27 protein-coding genes, 4 tRNA genes and 1 other RNA gene are annotated in these 25,261 nt (G+C 45.2%); 19 read left to right on the plus strand and 13 right to left on the minus strand.

What is annotated here, in order from left to right; all coding sequences use genetic code 11:
- Positions 1 to 56 precede the first annotated feature (56 nt).
- The 4 genes from menB (at position 57) to BTO10_RS23465 (ending at position 3,813) form a co-directional block, all read left to right on the plus strand.
- A complete protein-coding gene (gene menB, locus BTO10_RS11040) occupies positions 57 to 923 on the plus strand; it encodes a 1,4-dihydroxy-2-naphthoyl-CoA synthase (RefSeq protein WP_004739939.1) in 867 nt (288 codons plus the stop codon).
- Between the two features lie 74 nt (positions 924 to 997).
- Complete coding sequence (gene menC, locus BTO10_RS11045) at positions 998 to 2,005, plus strand: o-succinylbenzoate synthase (protein WP_105024552.1); 1,008 nt, start codon at positions 998 to 1,000, stop codon at positions 2,003 to 2,005.
- Positions 2,006 to 2,057: 52 nt separating this feature from the next.
- Positions 2,058 to 3,509, plus strand: a complete 1,452-nt coding sequence (menE, locus tag BTO10_RS11050) for an o-succinylbenzoate--CoA ligase (protein ID WP_105024553.1) — start codon at positions 2,058 to 2,060, stop codon at positions 3,507 to 3,509.
- Positions 3,510 to 3,648: 139 nt separating this feature from the next.
- Positions 3,649 to 3,813 carry a hypothetical protein gene (locus BTO10_RS23465; protein WP_004739942.1) on the plus strand — a complete coding sequence of 55 codons (165 nt, stop codon included), beginning with the start codon at positions 3,649 to 3,651 and terminating at the stop codon, positions 3,811 to 3,813.
- A 119-nt stretch (positions 3,814 to 3,932) separates the two neighbouring features.
- Here the strand turns inward: BTO10_RS23465 and BTO10_RS11055 are convergent, their stop codons facing one another.
- From BTO10_RS11055 to BTO10_RS11065, 3 genes are all read right to left on the minus strand, one after another.
- Positions 3,933 to 4,853 (minus strand): YeiH family protein, encoded by a 921-nt coding sequence (locus BTO10_RS11055; protein ID WP_105024554.1) that lies wholly within the window; start codon positions 4,851 to 4,853, stop codon positions 3,933 to 3,935.
- 147 nt (positions 4,854 to 5,000) lie between these two features.
- Complete coding sequence (locus tag BTO10_RS11060; protein ID WP_105024555.1) at positions 5,001 to 6,875, minus strand: MFS transporter; 1,875 nt, start codon at positions 6,873 to 6,875, stop codon at positions 5,001 to 5,003.
- A gap of 17 nt (positions 6,876 to 6,892) precedes the next feature.
- Complete coding sequence (locus BTO10_RS11065) at positions 6,893 to 7,483, minus strand: TetR/AcrR family transcriptional regulator (RefSeq protein ID WP_004739945.1); 591 nt, start codon at positions 7,481 to 7,483, stop codon at positions 6,893 to 6,895.
- 197 nt (positions 7,484 to 7,680) lie between these two features.
- On the opposite strand from BTO10_RS11065, the gene BTO10_RS11070 reads away from it, so the two are divergent.
- Both BTO10_RS11070 and BTO10_RS23470 read left to right on the plus strand, forming a co-directional pair.
- Positions 7,681 to 8,595, plus strand: a complete 915-nt coding sequence (locus BTO10_RS11070) for a Tim44 domain-containing protein (RefSeq protein ID WP_105024556.1) — start codon at positions 7,681 to 7,683, stop codon at positions 8,593 to 8,595.
- 232 nt (positions 8,596 to 8,827) lie between these two features.
- Positions 8,828 to 8,983 (plus strand): hypothetical protein, encoded by a 156-nt coding sequence (locus tag BTO10_RS23470; RefSeq protein ID WP_004739947.1) that lies wholly within the window; start codon positions 8,828 to 8,830, stop codon positions 8,981 to 8,983.
- Between the two features lie 159 nt (positions 8,984 to 9,142).
- On the opposite strand, the gene BTO10_RS11075 is transcribed toward BTO10_RS23470, so the two are convergent.
- The 4 genes from BTO10_RS11075 to BTO10_RS11090 form a co-directional block, all read right to left on the minus strand.
- Positions 9,143 to 9,227 (minus strand) — tRNA-Tyr (locus BTO10_RS11075).
- A gap of 102 nt (positions 9,228 to 9,329) precedes the next feature.
- Positions 9,330 to 9,414 (minus strand) — tRNA-Tyr (locus BTO10_RS11080).
- A 104-nt stretch (positions 9,415 to 9,518) separates the two neighbouring features.
- Positions 9,519 to 9,603, minus strand: a tRNA-Tyr gene (locus tag BTO10_RS11085).
- 103 nt (positions 9,604 to 9,706) lie between these two features.
- Positions 9,707 to 9,791: transfer RNA gene (locus tag BTO10_RS11090), tRNA-Tyr, on the minus strand.
- A 150-nt stretch (positions 9,792 to 9,941) separates the two neighbouring features.
- On the opposite strand from BTO10_RS11090, the gene BTO10_RS23475 reads away from it, so the two are divergent.
- From BTO10_RS23475 to vexH, 3 genes are all read left to right on the plus strand, one after another.
- Positions 9,942 to 10,082 (plus strand): hypothetical protein, encoded by a 141-nt coding sequence (locus tag BTO10_RS23475; RefSeq protein ID WP_181144006.1) that lies wholly within the window; start codon positions 9,942 to 9,944, stop codon positions 10,080 to 10,082.
- Between the two features lie 274 nt (positions 10,083 to 10,356).
- Positions 10,357 to 11,433, plus strand: a complete 1,077-nt coding sequence (locus BTO10_RS11095; RefSeq protein ID WP_004739949.1) for an efflux RND transporter periplasmic adaptor subunit — start codon at positions 10,357 to 10,359, stop codon at positions 11,431 to 11,433.
- Positions 11,433 to 14,546 carry a vibriobactin export RND transporter permease subunit VexH gene (gene vexH / locus BTO10_RS11100; RefSeq protein WP_105024557.1) on the plus strand — a complete coding sequence of 1,038 codons (3,114 nt, stop codon included), beginning with the start codon at positions 11,433 to 11,435 and terminating at the stop codon, positions 14,544 to 14,546. The genes BTO10_RS11095 and vexH overlap by 1 nt, the downstream gene beginning before the upstream one ends.
- 99 nt (positions 14,547 to 14,645) lie before the next feature.
- Here vexH and BTO10_RS11105 read toward each other — a convergent pair whose 3' ends face one another.
- Entirely contained in the window at positions 14,646 to 15,239 is a 594-nt protein-coding gene (locus BTO10_RS11105) for a thioredoxin domain-containing protein (RefSeq protein WP_105024558.1), read from the minus strand.
- A gap of 127 nt (positions 15,240 to 15,366) precedes the next feature.
- Between BTO10_RS11105 and BTO10_RS11110 the strand changes: the two genes are divergently transcribed.
- Entirely contained in the window at positions 15,367 to 15,687 is a 321-nt protein-coding gene (locus BTO10_RS11110) for a DUF1244 domain-containing protein (RefSeq protein WP_004736423.1), read from the plus strand.
- 85 nt (positions 15,688 to 15,772) lie between these two features.
- Here BTO10_RS11110 and BTO10_RS11115 read toward each other — a convergent pair whose 3' ends face one another.
- Positions 15,773 to 16,840, minus strand: coding sequence for a PLP-dependent cysteine synthase family protein (locus tag BTO10_RS11115; RefSeq protein ID WP_004739952.1), 1,068 nt, complete (start codon positions 16,838 to 16,840; stop codon positions 15,773 to 15,775).
- 147 nt (positions 16,841 to 16,987) lie between these two features.
- Between BTO10_RS11115 and BTO10_RS11120 the strand changes: the two genes are divergently transcribed.
- Positions 16,988 to 17,443: an Lrp/AsnC family transcriptional regulator gene (locus tag BTO10_RS11120; protein ID WP_004739953.1), complete on the plus strand. Its 456-nt coding sequence runs from the start codon at positions 16,988 to 16,990 to the stop codon at positions 17,441 to 17,443.
- 62 nt (positions 17,444 to 17,505) lie between these two features.
- Complete coding sequence (locus BTO10_RS11125) at positions 17,506 to 18,171, plus strand: hypothetical protein (RefSeq protein ID WP_105024559.1); 666 nt, start codon at positions 17,506 to 17,508, stop codon at positions 18,169 to 18,171.
- A gap of 112 nt (positions 18,172 to 18,283) precedes the next feature.
- On the opposite strand, the gene tesB is transcribed toward BTO10_RS11125, so the two are convergent.
- Entirely contained in the window at positions 18,284 to 19,144 is an 861-nt protein-coding gene (gene tesB, locus BTO10_RS11130; RefSeq protein WP_105024560.1) for an acyl-CoA thioesterase II, read from the minus strand.
- Positions 19,145 to 19,312: 168 nt separating this feature from the next.
- On the opposite strand from tesB, the gene BTO10_RS11135 reads away from it, so the two are divergent.
- Entirely contained in the window at positions 19,313 to 19,753 is a 441-nt protein-coding gene (locus tag BTO10_RS11135; RefSeq protein WP_063523546.1) for a YbaY family lipoprotein, read from the plus strand.
- A 75-nt stretch (positions 19,754 to 19,828) separates the two neighbouring features.
- On the opposite strand, the gene BTO10_RS11140 is transcribed toward BTO10_RS11135, so the two are convergent.
- A complete protein-coding gene (locus BTO10_RS11140) occupies positions 19,829 to 20,131 on the minus strand; it encodes an MGMT family protein (protein ID WP_004739957.1) in 303 nt (100 codons plus the stop codon).
- A gap of 51 nt (positions 20,132 to 20,182) precedes the next feature.
- On the opposite strand from BTO10_RS11140, the gene BTO10_RS11145 reads away from it, so the two are divergent.
- The gene (locus BTO10_RS11145) at positions 20,183 to 20,926 is read left to right on the plus strand and encodes a hypothetical protein (RefSeq protein WP_004739958.1); all 744 of its coding nucleotides are present in this window, start codon (positions 20,183 to 20,185) and stop codon (positions 20,924 to 20,926) included.
- A 211-nt stretch (positions 20,927 to 21,137) separates the two neighbouring features.
- Positions 21,138 to 21,234, plus strand: an RNA gene (ffs, locus tag BTO10_RS11150) — signal recognition particle sRNA small type.
- Positions 21,235 to 21,342: 108 nt separating this feature from the next.
- Here the strand turns inward: ffs and BTO10_RS11155 are convergent.
- Both BTO10_RS11155 and BTO10_RS11160 read right to left on the minus strand, forming a co-directional pair.
- Positions 21,343 to 22,104, minus strand: a complete 762-nt coding sequence (locus BTO10_RS11155; RefSeq protein ID WP_105024561.1) for a transporter substrate-binding domain-containing protein — start codon at positions 22,102 to 22,104, stop codon at positions 21,343 to 21,345.
- A 192-nt stretch (positions 22,105 to 22,296) separates the two neighbouring features.
- Complete coding sequence (locus BTO10_RS11160) at positions 22,297 to 22,602, minus strand: hypothetical protein (RefSeq protein WP_105024562.1); 306 nt, start codon at positions 22,600 to 22,602, stop codon at positions 22,297 to 22,299.
- A gap of 248 nt (positions 22,603 to 22,850) precedes the next feature.
- On the opposite strand from BTO10_RS11160, the gene BTO10_RS11165 reads away from it, so the two are divergent.
- From BTO10_RS11165 to BTO10_RS11180, 4 genes are all read left to right on the plus strand, one after another.
- Complete coding sequence (locus tag BTO10_RS11165) at positions 22,851 to 23,684, plus strand: AraC family transcriptional regulator (protein WP_105024563.1); 834 nt, start codon at positions 22,851 to 22,853, stop codon at positions 23,682 to 23,684.
- A 104-nt stretch (positions 23,685 to 23,788) separates the two neighbouring features.
- On the plus strand, positions 23,789 to 24,517 hold the full coding sequence (locus BTO10_RS11170; RefSeq protein ID WP_004739968.1) for an AzlC family ABC transporter permease: 729 nt from the start codon (positions 23,789 to 23,791) through the stop codon (positions 24,515 to 24,517).
- A gap of 2 nt (positions 24,518 to 24,519) precedes the next feature.
- Positions 24,520 to 24,849, plus strand: a complete 330-nt coding sequence (locus BTO10_RS11175; RefSeq protein WP_105024564.1) for an AzlD domain-containing protein — start codon at positions 24,520 to 24,522, stop codon at positions 24,847 to 24,849.
- Between the two features lie 46 nt (positions 24,850 to 24,895).
- Positions 24,896 to 25,201: an NIPSNAP family protein gene (locus BTO10_RS11180; RefSeq protein WP_105024565.1), complete on the plus strand. Its 306-nt coding sequence runs from the start codon at positions 24,896 to 24,898 to the stop codon at positions 25,199 to 25,201.
- Positions 25,202 to 25,261: the final 60 nt, after the last annotated feature.

A 25,261-nucleotide genomic window follows, 5' to 3' on the forward strand; every position in this document is an offset into this window, starting at 1 on the left:
AACACCGTCGCGACTCTTCGATAGTCGCGCTCTCTAATAGAACAATGGGAATCACCATGGCTAAAACAGTAGGCATCACAGAAGAAGAACTTTACGCAGCCGTTAACTGGCGCGATGAAAGCAGTCAATATGAAGATATTCAATACCACAAGTCTGAAGACGGTATTGCGAAAATCACGATTGCTCGCCCTCAAGTGCACAATGCGTTCCGTCCACAAACCGTAAAAGAGATGATTAATGCTCTGGCTGACGCTCGTTACGACGAGAAAGTTGGCGTAATCATTCTAACGGGTCTTGGTGAAAAGGCGTTCTGTTCTGGTGGTGACCAAAGTATTCGTGGTGACTACGGCGGCTACAAAGATGATTCAGGTACTCACCACCTGAACGTGCTTGATTTCCAACGCCAAATCCGTACTTGTCCTAAGCCAGTAATCGCAGCGGTATCGGGTTGGGCTGTAGGTGGTGGTCACGTGCTTCATATGATGGCTGACCTTACTATTGCAGCAGACAACGCTCAATTTGGTCAGACTGGCCCTAAAGTGGGTTCGTTCGACGGCGGTTGGGGCGCTTCGTACATGGCTCGTATCGTTGGTCAGAAGAAAGCGCGTGAAATCTGGTTCCTATGCCGTTTCTACGATGCTCAAGAAGCATTGGATATGGGCTTGGTGAACACGGTTGTGCCTGTCGCTGACCTAGAAAAAGAAACCGTTCGTTGGTGTCGTGAAGTTCTGCAACACAGCCCAATGGCGCTACGTTGTCTGAAAGCAGCGCTAAATGCCGACTGTGATGGCCAAGCCGGTCTGCAAGAGCTTGCAGGTAACGCAACCATGATGTTCTACATGACAGAGGAAGGCCAAGAAGGCCGTAATGCGTTTAACGAGAAACGTCGACCTGATTTCGACAAATTCCCGCGTAACCCATAGTTTTATCCTCTTCAGAATGAGTCGCTAAATAGCGGCTCGTTTTGTTTTAATGTTCCCGTTTTTTAGGAAACCTTATGAATTCAATGAATTCCCAGCGTCACGCTAAACTGTATCGTTATCAACTACCTATGGATAGTGGCGTGGTGCTGCGTGATAATAAGTTGAACGAACGTGTTGGCTACATTATCCATCTTGAGTGTGATGGTAAGTCTGGTTTTGGCGAAGTCGCACCTTTGCCGGGCTTTAGTCAAGAAGATGCCGAGCAAGCTGGCATTCAGTTACAAAACGAGCTAGAGCTTTGGAGTCACAACAAACCTAACACCCCATTCGATGAACTTTATCCGTCAGTGGCGTTTGGTTTTTCAATGGCGTTGATGGAGCTTCAAGGCGAACTCAATGCGGAAGGTAACTACCAAGCTGCACCTCTATGTACAGGTGACCCTGATGAATTGATCCCTGTGCTTAATGAGATGGAAGGTGAGAAGGTCGCTAAAGTTAAAGTGGGTCTTTACGAAGCGATCCGTGATGGGATGCTGGTGAGCTTATTCCTTGAATCGATTCCTGATTTAACGCTACGACTTGATGCTAACCGAGCGTGGAAGCCTGAAAAAGCGAAGCAGTTCATTAAATACATTTCGCCATCACTGCGTCAGCGTATTAGCTTTATTGAAGAGCCTTGCCAAAAGCCAGAAGATAGCTTGGCTTTTGCCATCGACCACGGCGTAGCAATTGCTTGGGACGAAACACTGCAAGAAGCGGTGCGTAACCCTGAGTTTGATTTAAGTGATTTAACTGGTGTTAAGGCTGTGGTAATTAAACCAACCTTAATTGGCTCGGTAGAGCGTTGTGTGGCAATCATTGAACGAGCACAGCAACTCGGTATTAAGCCTGTACTAAGCTCAAGTATTGAGTCGAGCCTTGGCTTAACTCAGATTGCGCGATTGGCACAGCAGTACTTGCCTAATGAAGTGCCGGGGCTTGATACGATTGGTTTGTATCAACAACAGCTTGAAGTGCCATGGCCAGGTTGCCAACTTCCTGTTGCGACGCTTGAACAGCAGCAGCTGATTTGGTCTTCATAGGCCGATTGTTCGGTTGACTCAATCAGTTTTCAATCTTTAACTTGGTTATCTTATGATGCGCCCACAATCTAATCATCACCCGCTCTGGGTACAGTGGGCGCAGCTGAACCCACATCAAACAGCATTCGTTACTCCCAACCGTGCATACACTTGGCTGCAAGTTGTGGCGTTAGTGAGTGATTACCAACAACAGTTATCAGAACAAGGCCTCTCTCAAGGCGATGTGTTGACCATTGTTGGTAAGAACCAAGCCGAAGTGATTCCCGTTTATCTAGCGGCACTGAACCTAGGTGTGCTTTGCGCGTTCACTATGCCTCAACCTGCTGCTCGCTTAGCACAAAAGCTTGAATCGCTTTATAGGACGTCGGCTAGGCGTTATCTATGGTTGTTAGAAAGTAGTGGTTTAAATCAATCAAACCTTGCTGAGCCAAACACTCAGTTACTTACATTGCCTTGTTTGAGTGATTTGAATGTTGATGAAAAACTGAATGTTGATGACAAGCCAGCAGCAACGTCAGAACTTTCCTGTTTCAGTCCTCAAAACCTCGCGAGTATCGTATTTACTTCAGGTTCTACCGGAAACCCTAAAGCGGTGGCTCACACACTTGAGCAGCACTTATGTTCTGCTGCCGGGTTACTGGGCGCTTTCCAATTTAAAGGCAGTGATACGTGGCTACTGAGTTTACCTATGTACCATGTGTCGGGGCTGGCGATTGTTCATCGTTGGCTCGTTGCTGGTGGCTGTATAAAAATGGGTATTGGTCAGCTTGAATCCGATATCAAGGGGTGTAGTCATGCTTCGTTGGTCGCTACTCAACTACATAGGTTATTAAAGAGTAAGCAAGCACTTACTTTAACTCATGTGCTGTTAGGTGGTAGCCATATTCCAGAAGCACTTGGCCTTGAAGCTCAGCAAATGGGGATCGAGACTTGGCTTGGTTATGGCATGACGGAAGCGGCCTCAACGGTGACGGCAAAGCCTGTTGATGCGAGCTGCACTGCCGGTTTTGTGCTTAATCATCGCCAATTGAAAATAGAAAACCAACGTATCTATATTGGAGGCAATACCCTCGCTTCTGGTTACTACTATCAAGGTAATTTAACCCCATTAGTGGATGAGAATGGCTGGTTTGATAGTAAAGATCTTGGTCAATGGAATGGCGAGCAAGTGTCGATTATTGGCAGAGCCGATAATCAGTTTATTTCTGGCGGTGAGAATATTCACTGTGAAGAAATTGAGAGGGCACTGAGTAAACTTCCTGAGGTTAAGCAAGCCTTTATCATACCCGTTGAAGACAGTGAATTTGGTTTTAGACCCGTTGCGATTATCGATTGTGATGAAATGCCAAGCAAAGTGTGGTTTGCCGAACAGCTACAAGGAAGTCTGGAGCGATTTAAGTTCCCTATCGACTACTACCGCATGCCAGAGCAAGAACAATTAGGCATCAAGGTATCGAGAGCGGGATTAGCGCAGTGGCTGTTGCAACACAAAAAATCAAAATGATAGAAATGGAGATTTTAATCTGTTTAGTCTCCGTTTAGCAGATTTGGACATTAGATAGTTCAAAACAGAATTTATTGTCTTTATAACCATCCATCATAATAAGCCATATAAATAACGGATTATAGAATAAGGTCTTATTATGAAAATTGCCCTCATCATTGCAGTGTTACTGCAGATAGGCCAAGCCATCACATCGTCAGGGCTGACGCGTTCGTTAGCTGAACTTACTGCATTTGTGTTAGTTGTGGTATTGGTTTTGATGAAAAGAGAGAGCCAGAAGAGTGATAAGCCCCTGTTTGAATAGCGAATTGGTCGAAATGTATCAAAAACGATAAAGGCAAAGCCCATATAAGCTTTGCCTTTTTATTTCCTGTTTCGATCTTCGAGCTTAGTGAGCTTGTTAGAGATTTAACTCCCTAGAGGTTATGCGAGGGTCAACCACGCTAATGAACCTGTAGAGATCATCACCCACATCGTAATACCAAACATCAACGGTTTTGGTCCCGCCGCTTTCAGTTTCTCTACAGAGATACCGCAGCCAATTAAGAATAGGCACACAACCAATGCACGCTTAGACACGTCAAAGATGCCTTGGTATACCACTTCAAACTGTGGCAATAAGTCGCTGACTGCGATAGCCGCGCAGTAGAAGAAAATGAAGTAAGGCACGGTAATCTTCTTTTGATCACTCTTGAAGATCATTGCGCTGACCAACGCGATTGGGATGATCCATAGTGCACGAGCGAGCTTAAGTGTGGTCGCGGTTGTCAGTGCTTCTTCACCATATGCAGAGGCAGCACCAACAACTGAAGAAGTATCGTGAATCGCGATGGCAGCCCAGGTACCGAACGTTTGTTGGCTCAATTCAAGTGCATGACCAATCATCGGGAATAGGAATAGTGCTACAGAGTTCAATACAAAGACGGTAGCCAATGCTAAACCAATCTGTTCGTCTTCTGCTTTGATTGCTGGAGCGACCGCAGCAATCGCACTACCACCACAAATGGCAGTACCAGAAGAAATTAGGTAACCAGTAGTACGGTCCAGCCCCATACGTTTTGCTAAGAACCAGCCAATAACCAGTGTGCCAATGATAGTAGTGATGATCAAACCAATACCGTCACCAGTCACCGCTAGCGCTTTCTCAAACTGAATGCCAAAGCCCAAGCCGACAATTGAGTAGGCCAGCAGCTTTTTAGTGATTTTGCCAACCTCTACGTTTTCAGGCACCACGCCTAAGCTTGCAAGCAGAAAACCGACAACCAGCGCGGTAGGTGAGCTTACCCATGGGGTTAAGCAAAATATAGCAGCGAGATAAAATGGAATGGATTTATTCATTTTCATTATATTGTTTTTATCGTTTCTGGTTATGGCAGCGTAGCGAAGACTATACGCTTAACTTGATGATAAGTAAGTCTAAATGAATTGAACAAACGTTAAGAAAAACTAAACGTCTGTTCAGGAGGGGCATTTGGACTTATTTTAAGCTAATTATCTTTGAGAGCCACGTAGATCGGCAACGGCCTGACGCAGGGTTTCACAAGAGGCGTCGGCCGGCGAAATTGGCTCACCCGCTTCGATCTCTAGCTTTGTCCAGAAACGAGTTGGTAATCCTTTGCATGCTCGGCCTTTATAGCGGCTAAAGTAGCTGCCCCATAATCCTTTGAGAGCCATTGGAATGACTGGCACGGGAGAGCGTCGGATAATCAGCTCCATGCCACGCATGAATTCCGCAACCTCGCCATCTGAGGTGAGTTTACCTTCTGGGAAGATACACACGATATGACCTTCATGCAGTGCTTGTTCAACCTCGTTGAAAGCGTTGCGAATCGAGCGGCGGTTGGTGGATGAGATAGGAATCACTCCAGCTCTTTTCAAGAAGCGTCTCAATGGTGGAAGTTTGGCATAGTCTTCCTCCATCACAAAACGAATCAGGCGAGGACATACCGCGCTTAGCAGCAGTGCATCCATATAGCTGACGTGGTTACAAACAATCAACGCTCCACCATCCTCAGGCAGGTTGTGCAGATTCTTGTGCTTAACACGGTACATGGTGTGAGTGACGACCCAAGTGAAGAAGCGGAAGGCGTAAATGGGTACCTGATAGAACAGGTAAAGCATCACGAAGGTGTTCAATAGCGCCAGCAGTATAAACAGCTGTGGGATGGATAGCTCTAGCACGCTTAAGCATACGATGCCCATTACAGCACTACCTACCATGAACAGCGAGTTGTAGATATTTAGCCCTGCAATCACTTGAGCACGCTCGTCTGGTTTCGCGCGCAGCTGCATCAGTGAATAAAGCGGCACAATAAAGATACCACCAGAGATGCCAAGTAGTAGCAGATAAGCAAACAGCGGCCATAGCTCTGAATAGGTCACAAATTGCTGAAAAGAGCTAAACTCGGGCAAAGAATCAGGGATGGATGTCGCCATCAGCAAGCCAAAAAGTGAAATCCCTAAACTGCCCATTGGCACAATGCCGATCTCAATTCGGTGATTGGAAAGCTTGTCACACGCTAGAGAGCCAATGGCAATGCCTACAGAGAATAGCGCCAGCAAAAAGGCAACCGAACTCTCAGTGCCATTCAAATGCAGCTTAGTGAAGTTTGGAAATTGGGTTAAGTAGGTCGCGCCAAGGAACCAAAACCAGCTGATAGACATTAAAGCCTGGAAGGTTGGGTGGTCTTTTTTTGCAATCGCGAGTGTTGCTTGGGTTAGCTTGATTGGCTGCCATTTCACTTTAAGATCTGGCGCATTGCTTGGTGCTTTAGGAATAAAGCAGCTTGATACATAGCCAAGTACAGCAAATGACACAATACAAATTGCTGCAACCAGCTTCGCGCTCTTTTCCGATGCAATAATACCGGCACCCAAAGTACCAATCAGAATAGCTAGGAATGTGCCTGTCTCCACTAAAGCGTTCCCTGAAACGAGCTCTTTTGTTTCTAGTTGCTGAGGGAGTAAGGCGTATTTTACTGGTCCAAAGAAGGCACTCTGCGTTCCCATTAGAAACAGAAGTAGAAGCAATATCCCGTAGCTTTCGTAGATAAAGCCAATCGCACCCAACGACATGATCACCACTTCAAGGAGCTTCACTTTACGGATAAACCAAGATTTTTCGTATTTGTCAGCCAGTACACCAGCTAAAGCTGAGAATAGGAAGAAGGGTAGAATAAAAAGGCCAGCTGCCAAGTTTATGAATAGGTTGCTGGAGATAGGTAGTGTGTCTACGCTTGCGAAAGCAACAAACAGCAACAGAACATTTTTGAAGATGTTGTCGTTAAAGGCTCCCAAAAACTGGGTAATAAAGTAGGGTAGGAACCTTTTTTGCGTTAACAGCGAAGATTGGCTGCTGTTGTTCATTGTCTTTCCTTGAATGCTTACCAGTTGGTTAAGTAGTTTGAGACTAGGTTATTAATCAACTCTTTACCATCGATAGGCTCAGATGCGAAAAACTTATCATCAACACTTAAAAGTGTAATTCCGTGCACGCCAGACCATAATACACGGCTCGCTTTAACAACTTCGCTTTCCGTATGTTCAGGTGCAATTGCGATTAACAATTGCTCTAGCATGCCAGTCATCTTATCGATACGGTTGGATTGCCATTCAGGTAGGTTTTCACCGTTCATGTTGTGCTCGAAGATAAGCTGCCAACGGTGTGGGTGCTTTTGCGCAAAGTCATGGTAGCAGTAAGCAAGATTAAATAATGCTTGTTGTGCATTGCTTGATTGTTCAACGGCAGTTGCAGATTCAGCCGCGAGTTCATCTAACGTTTTAGCTACTACGTGAAGAAGCAAAAGGTTGTAGTTACCGAATACATTGACCAGTGTACTTGGTACATAACCAATCATGTTCGCGATTTTTCGTAGGCTCAACTCGTGATAGGAGTGCTGCTCTAAAAAGTCTGTCACTGTATTTAAAGTCAGCTGGATCAATTGTTCTCGAGTGTGGTCGTTTCTGCGTGCCATGAGTAGTTTCTAGTAAATGAACATCGTTCAATATTTTAATGCTGCCCCTGAGTGCCGTCAATCCTTTCGCTAGTTTAGTAATCAACTAATCGCCGCAATATTATGAAACATGTGTAAACACAGTGAATATTTCATTGTGCTTTGTTAACGAGTATGATTAAGGTGTCGAAAGATAAAGAAACCTATAAAGGATAATAATGAAACGATTTTTCTCACTAGTCGCGATTCTGATGGTATCAGTCGCGGTGACACCAATCGCGGAAGCGAAAAAGTTTGGTGGTGGTAAGTCTTTTGGTAAGAGTTTCAAAACGGCTCCTGCACCCAAACAGCAACAACAGAACACGAATTCAATCCGACAAGATCAAGCCGGTAAGAACACAGCGGCTAACTCTAGCAAGAAAGGCCTAATGGGCGGTCTGCTAGGCGGTTTACTTGCAGGTGGTCTACTAGCAGCATTCTTCGGTGGCGCATTTGAAGGTATCCAGTTCATGGATATTCTGATTATGGGTCTGATTGCTTTCCTAGCGTTTAAGTTCCTACGTGGCATGCTTGGCGCGAAGCAGGGTTCGATGAATCAGCAGAATGCACGTGGCCAACAGCCAGCATTCGGCGGTATGGGACAAAATAAGTTTGAACAACCAACGCAACAGCCAAATGTTCATAACTTCGAGCAAGCACAACCTCAATCACAAGGCACTGCTGGTGGCTTTGGTTTTGGTGCGCAAAGCGATGTTCCACATAACTACCCACCGGGTTTTGATCAAGCGGCATTCATCAACGGCTCTCGTGAGCACTACCGTACACTGCAAGGTGCATGGAACCACAACGAGCTAAGCACGATTGCAGAGTACGTGTCTCCAAGCCTTTTCGAAGACCTAAAAGCTGAGCGTAGCAAGCTAGACGGTGATCAACACACAGACGTAATGTACGTTGATGCTGAAATCGTTCGTGCAGACCATGACGGCAGCAAAGCACAGCTAAGCCTACAGTTTAGCGGTCGCTACCGTGATTCTGCGGAAGGTATCGAAGAAGACATCACTGATATCTGGCACTTAGAGCGTGATCTAACAACTGACAACGCACCTTGGTTGATTGTTGGTATTCAAGGTTAATATCGGTATAGCTAACAGAAGACGTTAGCAAACCAGTGCTTTGATTATTGAAAGCCCCTGCAGGGAAATCTGTAGGGGCTTTTTTGTGTCTGGTCGTTTGATTCCGCAAGTGTTAGGAAGAGAGTTACTTAAGTAATGGCTGGGAATAAGGTGGGCTAACCTCAATGTAAGTTACTCATTTTAATGTTCTTAATTAGTTACTTAACCAAATAAAACTTAGGAGTTGGTTGATATGACGAGGTTTTTTGAGCCTATATTAGAGCCTGAGCTTTCATCGCAGCAGAAGCAGAAAGTGGTGGATGATTGCGAAGACCCTGTTTCTACAAACTGCTTAGGTTGCGCAGCTTATTTGGTTTGTAAGCGTCATATGGAAGTTTGGAGTGATTGATTCATCGGTAAGTTCAAAGGTATCAACTACCTTGCGATAAGATCGGTATTGCAGTGTTCTAATGTTTAGAAGAGAAGTTACGCTGATAATATGGAACGTTAGAAACGAAAAAAGCCAACTCAATGAGTTGGCTTTTCGATTTTCCAATTAAGGATAATATGGTGGAGGGAGACGGATTCGAACCATCGAAGGCAGTGCCGGCAGATTTACAGTCTGCTCCCTTTGGCCACTCGGGAACCCCTCCAGGGTGTGTCTTACTCTTCACAAAGTAAGCCTAAATTGATGTTTCCCATAAGCCCATCAATCAGGTTGTTCTCTTAACTCTAAGGTAGAGGTAAGAAGAATATGGTGGAGGGAGACGGATTCGAACCATCGAAGGCAGTGCCGGCAGATTTACAGTCTGCTCCCTTTGGCCACTCGGGAACCCCTCCAGGGTATGTCTTACTCTTCACAAAGTAAGCCTAAATTGATGTTTTCCCATAAAGCCCATCAACTAGGTTGTTCTCTTAACTCTAAGGTAGAGGCAAGAAGAATATGGTGGAGGGAGACGGATTCGAACCATCGAAGGCAGTGCCGGCAGATTTACAGTCTGCTCCCTTTGGCCACTCGGGAACCCCTCCAGGGTGTGTCTTACTTTTCACAAAGTAAGCCTAAATTGATGTTTTCCCATAAGCCCATCAACTAGGTTGGTCTCTTAACTCTAGGTAGAGGTAAGAAGAAATATGGTGGAGGGAGACGGATTCGAACCATCGAAGGCAGTGCCGGCAGATTTACAGTCTGCTCCCTTTGGCCACTCGGGAACCCCTCCAGGGTGTTTTTCCTAACTCATAATGGATAGGCTAAAGAGATGTTTTTCCCAACGCATCTCTCAAGTGCGGAGCGCATCATAGCAAACACGTTAAACCTGTAAAGGGTTTTTCTTATGGTTTTGTGTTAAATGCTGCCTTTTTGGGCAAAGATGGCGAAAAGTACGCATATTGCTCGTGAAGTGAACATCTGTACTGAGGTTTACGTACTGGTGGGTAACGCCTTGAGGTTATTGACTTTCTGTCTTGCTGTTGTTTTGGCTAAACCACCACGAAACGTAAACGAAATTTAATCTAGATTTACACTTCTTGACGTTACAGCATTCATCAGTTGATAGAATACGGTTAATTTCATTTATAGAGAATAATACCAATCGTAGTAAGTAACTTGTCGTTCTAGCTAATTAAAATGCTCGGCAGCTGCGTTAGGATTTTTGATTGTAGGGTAACTACTTTTCAAAGCTACCCTGTTGAAAAGAGCAGCCTTGTTTTCAAGCCTTTTTTCTACGCTATTGCTGACCACTTACTCACTGTGATTGCTACAAAACTTACTTGCAGACCATAATTATGAAAAATAAATCTGTTTTAACCCTGCTGAGCTTGTCTATTCTTATGGCGTCTCCAGCCGTACTTGCAAAGCGCATGGGCCCGAGCACTGTCACTGTTGTTACTGAGCAGGTTGATATTCACCAAGTTAGCCAATCCCTTTCTCTAGTTGGAAAACTAGAAGCTGAGCAATCAGTGATGATCACTTCTGAGGTGGCTGGACGCGTTGACTCTATCAACATTAAAGCGAATCAAGATGTGACTAAAGGTCAGATGTTGGTTCAGTTAGATGACGATAAGGCAAAAGCTGCAGTTGCAGAAGCGCAAGCGTATCTAAAAGACGAGAAACGTAAACTAGCGGAATTTGAACGCTTGGTGAAACGTAACGCGATCACGCAAACCGAAATTGACGCACAGAAAACCAATGTAGAGATCGCCAATGCTCGTTTGGCGGCAGCAAATGCCAACCTAAAAGATCTTCACATTAGCGCACCATTCTCAGGCACAGTCGGCTTTATCGATTTTAGCCGCGGCAAAATGGTGACAGCGGGTACTGAACTGGTAACCCTAGATGACCTTTCAGTCATGCAGTTAGACCTTCAGATCCCTGAACGTTACCTTTCTAAGCTATCTAAAGGCATGAAAGTGACGGCTCGCACCAGTGCATGGGGAGATACAGAATTTACAGGTTCAGTGGTTGGCATTGATTCTCGTATCAACGCAGAGACATTAAACCTTCGAGTTCGAATTAATTTCGACAACAACAATGATTATCTAAAGCCGGGCATGTTGGTGTCGGCAGCGATGGACTTCCCTCCAATTGAAGCACCAATCATTCCCGTTCAAGCTCTCGAGTACTCAGGTACTAAACGTTTTGTTTACGTGGTTGGTGAAGATAACAAGGCAACGCGAACGGAAGTCTTCCTTGGCGCTCGTATCGACAACGAAGTTGTGATTGAAAAGGGTATCGAGATTGGACAGAAGATTGTCGTTCAAGGCATCGTGAACATGCGTGATGGTGTTCAGGTTCAGGAACTTGCTATAAACCGCCCGGCTGACTCCGCAACCGAGAAAACAGCACAAGAAGGCGCTAACTAATGTTGTTATCTGACGTTTCAGTAAAGAGACCAGTAGCAGCTGTCGTATTGAGTTTGCTATTGGTTGTGTTTGGTATTGTCTCTTTTAGTAAGCTTGCCGTTCGTGAGATGCCTGATATCGAAAGCCCTGTGGTATCGATCAGCACACGCTACGAAGGCGCATCAGCGACCATCATCGAGAGTCAAATAACCTCCAATCTTGAAGACCAATTATCCGGTATCAGTGGTATTGATGAGATCGAGTCCACCACTCGTAACGGTATGTCGCGAATCACGATTACCTTTGAATTGGGTTACGACCTAAATACTGGTGTTAGTGACGTTCGTGATGCCGTTGCTCGTGCACAGCGCTCTCTGCCTGACGAAGCTGATGACCCGATTGTTTACAAGAACAACGGTAGCGGTGAGGCTTCGGTATACATCAACCTAAGCTCTACTGAGATGGACCGAACGCAGCTAACCGATTACACAGAGCGTGTATTGATTGACCGCTTTAGTTTGATCTCCGGCGTAAGTTCTGTGGATATCTCGGGTGGCTTGTACAAAGTAATGTACGTGAAGCTAAAGCCTGCGGAAATGGCAGGGCGTGGGGTTACCACATCTGATATTACGTCTGCATTGAACAATGAGAATATCGAGAGCCCGGGCGGTGAAGTTCGTAATGACGCGATCGTGATGTCGGTTCGTACTGCTCGCTCATACACTGAAGCAGAAGATTTTGAATACCTAGTGGTCAAGCGCGCTTCTGACAACACGCCAATTTATCTTAAAGATGTCGCTGATGTTTACATTGGCGCAGAGAACGAAAACTCGACCTTTAAGAGTGACGGCGTTGTTAACGTCAGTATGGGTATCGTGCCTCAGTCAGATGCCAACCCACTTGAAGTGGCAGATTTAGTACACAAAGAAGTGGAAGCGATTCAGAAGTTCTTGCCAGATGGTACGCGCTTGGCTGTCGACTATGACTCGACTGTGTTCATCGACCGTTCTATTTCTGAGGTTTACAGCACACTCTTTATCACAGGTGGTTTGGTTATCCTGGTGCTGTACATCTTCATCGGTCAAGCTCGTGCGACGCTTATCCCTGCGGTAACCGTACCTGTATCTTTAATCTCGTCGTTTATTGCGGCTTACTACTTCGGCTTCTCTATCAACCTGATTACCTTGATGGCACTTATCCTATCGATTGGCTTGGTGGTTGATGATGCAATCGTGGTGGTTGAGAACATTTTCCACCACATTGAACGTGGTGAGTCGCCACTGCTTGCGGCCTATAAAGGGACACGAGAGGTTGGCTTCGCGGTAATCGCAACGACGCTTGTATTGGTGATGGTATTCCTGCCAATCTCGTTCATGGACGGCATGGTTGGTCTTCTGTTTACCGAGTTCTCTGTATTGCTTGCTATGTCGGTGATCTTCTCGTCGCTAGTCGCATTGACGCTAACGCCAGTGCTAGGCAGTAAGATCCTAAAAGCGAACGTGAAACCAAACCGCTTTAACCTGTTTGTTGAACGTGTATTTGGCAAATTAGAGTCTGGATACCGCTCGGTATTACGCCGCGCGTTAAATTGGCGTTGGGCTGCTCCTATCATCATTATCGCATGCTTGGGTGGTAGCTATGGTTTGATGCAACAAGTGCCTGCGCAGCTGACTCCGCAAGAAGACCGTGGTGTTATCTTTGCGTTTGTCCGTGGTGCTGATGCAACCAGTTATAACCGCATGTCTGCCAACATGGACATTGTTGAAGAACGTCTAATGCCATTGCTTGGTCAAGGCTTCTTGAAGTCATTCAGTATTCAATCGCCAGCATTTGGCGGTAATGCCGGTGACCAAACGGGCTTTGTTATCATGATCCTAGAAGATTGGGATGAGCGTGACGTGACCGCGCAAGAAGCGCTGAATGAAGTTCGTAAGTCACTAGCCGGTATTCCTGATGTACGAGTGTTCCCGTTTATGCCTGGTTTTCGAGGAGGGTCGAGTGAGCCAGTGCAATTCGTACTTGGTGGCTCAGATTACTCTGAACTGCAAAAGTGGGCGGAGATCTTAAAGCAAGCCGCTGAAGATTCGCCGATGATGGAAGGCGCGGATATCGATTACTCTGAGAAAACGCCTGAGCTACTGGTTACTGTAGACAAGCAGCGTGCAGCAGAGCTGGGTGTGAGTGTGTCTGACATCTCCGATACCTTAGAAATCATGCTAGGCGGACGCAGTGAGACGACTTTCGTCGAACGTGGTGAAGAGTATGATGTTTACCTGCGTGGTGACGAAAACAGCTTCAACAATGCCAATGACTTGAGCCAAATCTACATGCGAACTCAGTCTGGTGAGTTGGTGACACTAGATACTTTGACTCACATTGAAGAAGTCGCATCATCGATTCGTTTGTCGCACTACAACAAGCAGAAGTCGATAACGATTAAAGCCAACCTGATGGAAGGTTACACGTTAGGTGAAGCTCTGGATTTCCTTGATGAACAAGCGATTGAGCAACTACCGGGTGATATTTCGGTAAGCTATTCGGGGGAGTCTAAAGACTTCAAAGAGAACCAATCGAGCATCTTGGTGGTGTTTGCATTAGCGATGTTGGTGGCGTACTTGGTACTGGCGGCGCAGTTCGAGAGCTTCATAAACCCGTTAGTGGTGATGTTCACTGTACCTATGGGTATCTTTGGTGGCTTCTTAGGCTTGGTAGTGATGAGTCAGGGGCTCAACGTCTATAGCCAGATCGGTATGATCATGTTGATCGGTATGGTAACCAAAAACGGTATCTTGATCGTTGAGTTTGCTAACCAACTGCGTGACCGCGGTATTGAGTTTGAAAAAGCCATCATTGATGCTTCTGCTCGACGCTTACGACCAATCATGATGACGGCATTTACCACGCTAGCAGGTGCAATCCCATTGATTACCTCAACAGGTGCGGGTTATGAAAGCCGTGTGGCAGTAGGTACGGTTATCTTCTTTGGTATGGGCTTTGCGACCTTGGTAACTCTATTCGTAATCCCAGCGATGTATCGATTGATTTCTGGTACCACTCGTTCACCTGGTCACGTTGAAGCGGTGCTCAACAAAGAGCTAAGCCATGACAACATAGGTCGAACTAGCCACGGTTAATATCGTGGTATAGACAAGTAATAGATGAAAGCCCGACAACTTACTCGTTGTCGGGCTTTTTATTTGGTACTGCGAATGGTGCCAGAAAAGAGTGAGACTCTATTGCTCTTTCAGGTATTGAATGGTTTCGAGCAGTTCTTCCATAGAGCGGTGGCCTCTTAGCTTCACCATATAGCGCCCATTAATAATAAAGCTCGGAATGCTGCTAATCGACGCTTGCTCAGTCTTCGTAACAGCGTCTTCCATAAACTTAGCCCATTGCTGTTGCTGGCTTTGAGTCAGGTCTTCTTGTTTCACAAGGTTGTGTTCTTTGAAAAAAGCATCAATATCCGTTTCTTGCAGCGGGTTTTTAGTTTGAACCAGCGAGAATAACTCACTTAAAAGCTCATGAGACAGATCCGGCTTTTGAGCCAATACGGTGTAGTAAATACCCGCAGCTTGTAAGGTCGAGTCGTTAAAAATCACGTGAGTACGATGCAATTCCAGTTCACCAGAGCCCTCTTTATCTTTGAGTAACTCTGTCATCTGCCAACAAGGCATGCAGGTCAACGAAAAGAACTTATCTACTTGATACTCGGTCGAATAAGGTTTTTCCAAAAGCGTGTATTGTTTTCCCTCTGATGGAGATGCATAAGCAGTAGCGCTTAGGATAAGAGAAGCTAAAAGGATAAATACGTTTTGTAATCGTTTCATGAGAGTTCCGGTTTATCTGTGAATGTTTTGAAAAGCCTGCGTTTGCTCCTAGCGAAATGCGGGCTTTTTTTGTATAACAATATCTGCTCAATACATTAAAAAATGAAAACTATTAAGGGACACCAAAGTGGCTGAATTTAAATACAAAGATCTTTCTCAAGAAGAACAAGACAAGCTGGATGCAGCAACCTTTCGTCGCCTATTAGCACACTTAGACAACAACAAAGATGTTCAGAACATTGATCTGATGATCTTGGCTGGCTTCTGTCGTAACTGCTTCAGTAAGTGGTACAAAGCCGAAGCTGAGCAGCAAGGTTTAGACCTTGATATCGATGACGCTCGTGAGCGTGTTTATGGCATGACTTACGATGAGTGGAAACAAAACCACCAACCAAAAGCAACACCAGAGCAACTGGCTGCTTTTGAAGCGAAGCAGAAGCCAGAATAGTCTTAGTTTGTCGTTAACCAAAGACACACAAAAAGAGCCCATTAAGGGCTCTTTTTATTTTGGACGCTTGTGCTTTGCTTGGTGCTTAAACTAATTCACCCGTTTGAGAGAAAGCTTCTAACTTCGCAGCGTAAGGCTGAAGGTCACCAATGTTGTTGCTCACCCACTCGTCATTGAAGTAAGTGTCTAGGTAACGTTCGCCGCTATCACAAAGTAGAGTCACGATAGAGCCTTTCTCACCACGCGCTTTCATTTCACTTGCCAGTTGAAGCACACCGTACATGTTGGTACCCGTAGATGCGCCAACCTTACGGCCTAGAATGTCAGACAACCAATGTGTCGTTGCAATACTTGCCGCGTCTGGGATCTTACGCATTTCGTCAACCACACCTGGAATGAAGCTTGGTTCTGCACGAGGGCGACCAATGCCTTCAATTTTGCTGAATGTGCTGCCTTTTACTTCTGTATTGCCTGTTTTGTAATACTCGTGGAAAACTGAGTTTTCAGGGTCGACAACGCAAAGTTTAGTTTCATGCTGTTGATAACGAATGAAACGACCAATCGTTGCTGAAGTACCACCAGTACCCGGGCTCATTACAACCCAAGTTGGAACCGGGTGATCTTCCATCTGCATTTGATTGAAAATTGAGTTTGCGATGTTGTTGTTACCACGCCAGTCGGTTGCGCGCTCAGCGTAAGTAAATTGGTCCATGTAATGACCATTGAGTTCCGCTGCTAAACGACGTGACTCATCATAGATTTGGTCAGAGCGGTCAACTAGGTGTGCTTGGCCGCCGTAAAACTCAATCTGCTCGATCTTTTTCTTCGCTGTGCACTTTGGCATTACTGCGATAAATGGAAGGCCAAGTAGGCGAGCGAAGTAAGCTTCAGACACCGCTGTGCTGCCAGATGAAGACTCAATGATCGTAGTTTCTGGGCCAACCCAACCGTTACAGATAGCGTATAAGAATAGAGAACGCGCCAAACGGTGCTTCAAAGAGCCTGTTGGGTGTGTACTTTCATCTTTAAGATAGATATCAATGCCTTCAATGCTTGGAAGGTCTAGTTTGATAAGGTGCGTATCCGCAGAGCGTTGGTAGTCCGCTTCAATTTTACGAATCGCGTTGTTAATCCATTGATGGTCAGTGCACATAAGCGTTCTCCTGATCGAGTGTAGGAATTTTTTGTAATTGGTATGGTTTTAATTTAGCTAGATCCGGAGAGAAAAACTTTGCCATATTTGCTTTATTTTGACTAAAATGTAGAAAATTATTCTATTTAAAAGCGATTTGGTGAAAGTGTGATAGATGCCGTAGATAAAAAAATATTAGCGTTATTACAAGAAGACAGTACCCTGTCATTGAACGACATTTCTGAAGCCGTCAACCTCACCACAACGCCTTGCTGGAAGCGCTTAAAGCGTTTGGAAGAGAATGGCATCATTGAAAAAAGAGTGGCATTGCTGAACCCTGAAAAGTTAGATCTTTCTTTTACCGCGTTCGTATTGGTGAAAACCAGCGATCATTCTCATGAGTGGTATGGTCGTTTTGTGAATACTGTGTCGGAATTCCCAGAAGTCATGGAGTTCTACCGCATGGCGGGCGAGTACGATTATATGATGAAGGTGCAGGTTAAAGACATGAAGTGCTTTGATGAGTTCTATAAGCGCTTAGTTAACAGTGTGGATGGTATATCAAACGTTACTTCTACGTTTGCGATGGAACCATTAAAGTACACCACTGCGCTACCGCTATAACCTTGTTAAAGATTGTGTTTCGAGTTTAGATATTGCCTCTGCGATGAAGAAAAGGATTATTCATGTTTGCAAAAGTTTCTACTGCTATTCAACTCGTGTTAGCTATCGCTATTTTTTACCTTGGCTACACCATCTATTCATTCACCAATAAAGTCGGTGAAATTGTCGATACCTATCCTCAGGTTATTGAGGATCTTTCCGTGCTCACCAAAGAGCTAAAAGTCGAAGAGTTTCTGATACTGGCAGAGCACGTCGACGAGTTGGCACCCCAGATGTTGAGTACCGTTGAAGATGTAAGAAAGACGGTGGAGAAGGTGAATAAAACGGTCGCATCGGTCGACAGTAAAATTCCAGCTATCCTAGACGAAGTGAAAAATGTACGAGTTGAAGTCGGGCAGGTGAGAACGGATGTGATTCCGCCAACGCTGACCGAACTTAAGCGCTACCGTGTTGATGTTATGCCACCAATGCTTGCTGAAAGTAAATCTTACCGAGAACAAACGATTCCAGTGGTGATTGCCGAGTCTGAAATGTTGAGAGCCGAAGTCCCTGCGATTCTAGTGCAAGCTAACTTGTTGGCTGACAAGAGTAAGGAGCTTGCTCAAAGTGCGGCAGAAGGTGCGGTAAAAGGCGTGGTGTTATCGCCATTTAACTTATTGCGCGATGCGGGTGATGGTATCAAAACGCGAGTACAAGGTGAGTCTAAGCCGGTTGAGCAAGGGAACTAAACACAGTTTCGTTGAACTGCCATTGTGATTAAAAAGAGAAGAGGCTAGGTACGATACCTAGCCTCTTTTCGGTTAAGGCGTTTGCTTGCAGACGCTCAGAAGTATTTGATGACTACTTAGTAAAGCGCATCACACCTTCTTGAACGGCTGTCGCAACCAAATCACCTCTCTGGTTATAAATCTCACCGCGCACTAGGCCGCGAGTGTTGGCCGCTGTTGGGCTTTCAATCGCGTAGAGCAGCCATTCATCCATCTTGAATGGACGGTGGAACCAGATTGAGTGGTCTATCGTCGCCACTTGGAAGTTTGGCGTCATTAGAGAGACTTCGTGTGGATGAAGCGCAGTGACTAAGAAGCCCCAATCTGAAGCGTAGGCAAGCAGGTATTGGTGAATCAAGTGGTTGTCTGGCATCGCGCCATTTGCTCTAACCCAAAGGTACTGTTTCGCTTCCGTCTTCTTTGGTTTGAGTGGGTTAACCACCGTTACAGGGCGCATCTCAATTGGCTTTTCACCACAGAAGGTTTTACGCAACTTCTCCGGTAAGAACTCCGCAATATGGCTTGCAAGTTCAGTTTCAGATGCAAAGTTTTCCGGCCCTGGAATATCAGGCATCGGATTTTGGTGTTCAAAGCCCGGTGCGTCACCGTGGTAAGAAGCCGTCAGATAGAAAATAGGGCGGCCATTTTGAATCGCTTTAACACGGCGGGTACTGAAGCTGCGCCCATCTCTGAGGTTTTCAACATCGTAAATAATCGGCTTTTCAGAGTCGCCTGGGAATAGAAAATAACTGTGGAACGAGTGAACACTGCGGTCGTCTTCAACGGTATAACGAGCAGCAGAAAGCGCTTGCCCTAAGACCTGACCGCCATAAACCTGTGGGAGACCGAGGTTTTCACTTTGCCCACGGAATAAACCTTCTTCCAGCTTCTCTAGCTGAAGTAAACTGAGTAATTCTTTTAAAGGTTGACTCATCGTCAGCATTCCTCTTCGTAAAATGAGTGTCAGATTATGGTGTTAATCAATTAGCTTAGTCATATATCTGTCAATAAATCATAGGTTTTCAAGACAGAATATGAAAGCCCTCTTATAATTAGTCTGGAGATTTGCCGAGTCCGGCAAACATGTTGAGAGAAATTGAATATGAAAAAGGCTCTAATTCTTCTAATGTCTTTAGTATCGTTTGGCATGTTAGTCGGTTGCCAAACAACATCTGAAACGAACGCTTCTCAGGAAGTGGTTGCAGAGAATACTCAAGTGATTTCAGGAACAGTTAGCTACCGCGAAAGAATGGCATTACCAGAGAATGCATTGGTTACTGTAACGCTAGAAGATATTTCACTAGCAGATGCTCCATCAACGGTTATCGCGACTCAAGAGTTCACAACCGATGGTAAGCAAGTACCGTTTGCGTTCGAATTAAGCTATGACGACAACAAGATTCAGCCTAACCACCGTTACAACATGCGTGCAACGATCCATGTTGACGGTAAACTACGTTTCACAACAGATACTATCAAGTCTGTGATTACAGATGTAGAAAACACACAACACGCTGACCTACGCTTGGTCGGTGTTCGCTAATTAGAAATGGATGCCACTGTTAAGGCATCTTGATTGGTTTAATCTAGCCAGTTGAATAGGCGAATGATGGCAGCTCTAGGGCTGCCATTTGTATATTCTGAGTTTAATTTTTCCTGCGTCACTCACTTCAATCCCTTCTTCCACCAAATGCTTCTTTTGGCGTTCAAACGAGTCGCCTTTCAAGGAAATCTCGCCTTTACTGTTGATCACTCGATACCAAGGGAGTTTGCTACCTTCAGGTAACTTACCCAATGCTTTTCCCACATGGCGTGCATAGCCCGGAAAACCCGAGAAACGTGCTATGTCTCCATAAGTTGTTACTTTTCCATATGGAATTTGGTGAATCACAGCAAAGATTTGGGCTAAAAATTGGTCCATACTAAATGTTCCTAGTTCATAAATACCACGGATCGGTAGAAGGAGAGAGCTATGGTCTTTTCAACGTTTCAATTTCTAATTACAACATTATTAGCCGTTGTTTGTGCGAGAGCAATCAGTTTAAGTGAGGGAGATATCCCAGTACTGGCGATGGTGATTCCTGCGTTATGGATCTTACCGCAGGGTGGTATCGCAGGTTTAGCTCTACTTGCTGCCATGACGACTTATGGCTTAACTCTTCCTCTACAGCCAATCACGCTCTCTGTTAGCGCGTGGGTGTTATTCCCACTGTTAATGGTGGTTTTCTCAAGACGCAGTAGTTTGTCGGTAGTGATTATTTCTGGTTTGATCGTGACTACTTTGCAGGTTGGGATTATGGTCACGCAATCAGCAGGCAAGCTTGATGGCACGCCATGGGTGACTCTATTACAAGTCTTGTCCATCATGGTTATTTGGTGGGCTGCTAATCATCTTAAACCCGCGAGTCGACACAGCTGGTGGTCATTAGGGTTAATCTTGCCTCTTTGGATAGCCGACTTGCCTTATGCAGCACTTGTGGCCTTGTGTGTGACGGGCATCATGGCGTCAATGGAAGCGATGACGAAGCTGAAAACCTTCCGCTGGAATAAGCTACTGTGTTGGACGCTACCAACTGCTGGTTTCGCAGCACTGGTGATTACACCGAGCATTGAAGTACCAAGCCCTGTATTTGTAGTCTGGCTATGCTTGTTGGGAACGGCATGGATGACGGACTACATCATTCGCACTGAAGATAACGAAGACATCGATATCTAGTGCCTACTCAATCTAGATAATGTTGTGTGAGAGCTTAGAATCGCAGGTAAATGGTGAATTTACCTGCGATTTACTGGTGGTTTGAATAAAGGATAAGCACTTAGACCACAATTGCTCAAAAAGAAAGGGGAAGGGCTTGCAATGGCTGCCGGGATGCTTAATAATCCATTCACTCTTTGAGGCGAGCCTCTTAGAAAACGAATCTATGGGGGCCTGGTCCTCCCGCAACAATAGCTCGTGAACTCGGTCAGGTCCGGAAGGAAGCAGCCGCAGCGTGTGACTTGTGTGCCGGGATGTGGCTGGGTTCCCACCCTTTAAAAAAGCCGCTCTTAACGAGCGGCTTTTTGCTATCTGAAGCTTTCCAAAAACTGACCAGCAATTTTCATCAGTGAAGCTCATTCATTCTGTGCGCTAGGCTATTCATAAATACTGTATGAGAAGTACTTGCTAGCAATCTTTTGGTGTTGACCGTTGTCGATCAGTCTTTGTATTCCACTATCGATAAGATCTTTGAGTTCATTATCTTGTTTTCGTACCGCTACACCAATACCACGTCCGAACCACTTCTCCTCGGTGAATTTAGGGCCGGTAAAGTGATAGTCCTTGCCTTGTTCTGTTTCAAGAAAGCCCGAATTGAGGCCCATAGAGCCACCAAATACGGTATCTAGACGACCGTTGAGTAAATCGGTAAAGGCTTCGTCGAATGAGCCATAACGTTTAATGTCTACATCTGGGTAAATCTCAGAAAGGTACTTATCGCCAATAGTTGCTCGCTGAACCCCAATAGTTAGGTCATTCAAGCTGTCGTCGTTCATATTGATCTCTCGATCTTTCTTCATCACAAAACGAGTAGGAACTTTGGCGTAGGGGATAGTGAAGTTTACTTTCTTTTCACGCTCTTCGGTAATTGTCATCGCTGCTATTATGGCATCGTTTTTTCGGCTTAGAAGAGATGGGATAATACCGTCCCAATCTGTTTTTGAGATGATGCACTTCACCTCTAGCTCGGTACACAGTGCGTTGACCAAATCGACTTCAAATCCTTCTAATTCACCGTCCTGCGTTGTCCAACTGAATGGAGGGTAAGCCCCTTCAACAGTAAATCGAATTTGCTTCCAATCTTTTGCGTATGTGAATACAGAGAAAACACTGACGAATGCAACAAGTATCCATTTCATTTGTTATTTCCTTATAGTAATAATGGATACTGATAATTAACCAATTGTTAACATTTATCAACGTGAATCCATATTGTTGTGAGCAAAGGCATGAATGGTGTTCAGTTTGTTTTGGTTCTATTTCTAGAGGTGGCTTTTGCACATCACATTGAGTTTGACCTCTCAATCCGTAGGCAACACCACCGCCGATGTTTATTCAGAATCTTTTTTGCCTTCAACTTGTTCAGCAACCCAATCAATTGTCTTGGTTAGATAAAGCTTATTTGTTTCGGTATCACACCAACGCTTTGAAAGACCTCTGCGATTAAACTCGCTGCCAATGGCGGCCAGTGTTTGATTGCTCGGTCTTCCGTAATACAAGGTGTCGCACAGTTGTAGGTTCGACATCGACTGAGGGTATGAATTAACAGACGAAGAGTTCATGCTTAATGCTTTCGACTGGTTGTGAGTGCAGCCTGTTAGGCTGAATAAGAACAGAAGTGCTACGGTTTTTTTCATTATATCTCTCTAAGGGTAGCTTATGGTGGGTGAGAATTATTGGCATGATTTAGCCATTCATTTGTCAATTTGTCGCCAAGTACCAGCCTAGCACGACTTCGCTCTTAATTAGAAAGCATTATCCCGAGCTTTGAATCTAAAGCTAAAAATAGTATTACCTACCAAAAGCGCAATTTTGTACAAAAGCTAAAAGAGCCTATAGAGTAGACTGATAAGTCGTTCGATAATTAACAGGCTTGGGAATTGTTATGGAGAACAAGATACGTTCTAAAGAAAAGGCCGAATATAAAGTCGCTGAGGAGCTCGGCGGCATTGAAATCCTTAATGCTGAGTACGAAAAGCAGAACTTCTCACGTCATAGCCATGAGGGTTACACGCTTGGGGTTATAGAGCAGGGCGCTCAACGTTTCTATCGCACAGGTGGTCACCATATTGCACCACAAGACGCCATTATTCTGGTTAATGCCGACGAGGTACATAGCGGTCATTCGGCAACGGAAGGCGGTTGGGCTTATCGCGCCATGTACCCGCTCCCAGAGCAACTAGCCAAAATTACTCAAGAACTAAACCTTCCTAATTATGGTGCCCCTTATTTCCCTAGAGCGGTCGTTGAAGACCCTGAACTCGCCAATCAACTGAGGCTAGTGTTTAACGCGATTGATGAGTCGGATAATCGGCTGCTCCGTGAAACTTTGATGTATGGGATGTTGGTTAAGTTGATTAGCCGACATGGTAAGTCGAGCCTTAAGCCTCAGTTGGATAGTAAAACCCAGCGCCAACTTGTTCTGGTTAAAGAGTTTTTAGATGATTTCCCGCAGGCCGATGTCTCTTTGGAAGAGTTATCTAAATTGGCGGCCCTAAGTCCCTTTCATTTAGTTCGATCATTTCAGAAAGAGTTTGGTCTTCCTCCCCATGCTTATCAGATCCAGTCTCGTTTGAGACTTTCCCGCAAGCTGTTGAAGCAAGGGCATACCATTTCAGATACTGCCCAAGAGTGTGGTTTTCACGACCAAAGCCATTTTCACCGACACTTTAAAAAGGCCAATGGTTACACGCCGGGGCAATACATTAAGATGCTTTGAGCGTTGGTGAAAAATACGGTCGCTTAATCGAGCAAGTTTGTACAATCGAATCCACTCAGGTGTTTTTACATTGAATAGCCAATGTGAAGAGAGAAAAGAATAATATGGATAATCAAAAGATGGATAGGCGAACACAGTTGTGGAAGGGGGTTTTAGCGGGCATGCCTCTGAGTATCGCCGTGATACCGTGGGGAATCTTAGCTGGTTCATACGCGATTGATGCTGGATTGAATCAACTGCAAGCACAAGCGATGTCAGCGATCTTGTTTGCCGGCTCCGCACAACTGGTCGCGGCAGGGATGTTCAAAGCTGGCATTGGCCTTGGCACCATGTTGCTGACCACACTGTTCATCACCTCAAGGCATTTTTTATACAGTGTGTCGATGCGCGACAAAATCAGTCACCTTCCTGCTCGATGGCGCTTATTGCTTGGCTTTTGGTTAACCGATGAGCTGTTTGCGATTTGTAGTGGGCAGTCTCAGCAAGAGTTTAATCGTTGGTATGCCGCGGGTGTTGGCGGCGGCTTTTATCTGGTTTGGAACATAGCGAGCTTCGTTGGCATTGTCGCTGGAAGCCAAATCCCATCCCTCAATGAAATTGGCCTCGACTTTGCGGTTGCCGCGACTTTTATTGCGTTGGTATTCCCGTTAATCAGAACACTGCCTGTTGTGGTGTGCGTGTTGGTTTCATTGGTGACTTCGGTTGCTATGTCGGTGAATAACGTTGAAGGCGGGCTCATGATTGCAGCAATTGCTGGCATGTTAGCGGGCTTTTTCAGTGAATCATTTCAAGAACGCAATAACGGCAAAAAGCCAATCATGGAAGGAAAATAGAGATGATCTGGTTAACGATATTACTGATGACAGCGATTGTGTTTTTTAGCCGATACTTATTTCTAGAGCCAGCGATTCCGCTTCGACTCAACCAAACAGCGCGACGTTTATTACGCTATTCAAGCCCTGCGGTACTTACTGCGATCTGGGGGCCGATTGTGTTTGCTCCAGAGCAGACATTTTGGCCAAGTTTTGAAAATCCGTATTTAATCGGGGCACTTGTGACAGGTTTGCTGATATGGAAAACCGGCAACGTGCTGCTAACCATTGGTGTCAGTATGGCGGTGTTTTTGTTCTATAACCTTGTCGCGGTTGATTTCTTTTTCTCTTGATGGCCAATCTAAATTTGGTTTGTTATTTGTTATTTGAGGGCGATATATGATTACTTGTTATGTTAGATATGTAATTGATCCTAAAAAGATTAAGGAGTTTGAGAACTACGCAAAAATGTGGATTCCTTTGGTGGCTAAATTTGGCGGTCAGCACAATGGCTACTTTCTACCATCTGAAGGCGCGAACAATATTGCGATGGCACTGTTTTCGTTTGATAGTTTAGCGGCCTATGAAGAGTATCGAACCTTATCCTTAAATGACCCGGAGTGTATTCGAGCTTTTGAATATGCGGATGAAGTTGACTGTATTGTGAGTTATGAGCGCAGCTTCTTTAGACCGGTTTTTGAGTGATTGACCTTGCAACACGTGGCTTGGTGACTTCTAATGTATTGCTTCACTGTTTGTGTCGTC

The sequence above is a fragment of the Vibrio chagasii genome, from assembly GCF_002954585.1.
GTDB classification, from domain to species: Bacteria; Pseudomonadota; Gammaproteobacteria; order Enterobacterales; family Vibrionaceae; genus Vibrio; species Vibrio chagasii_A.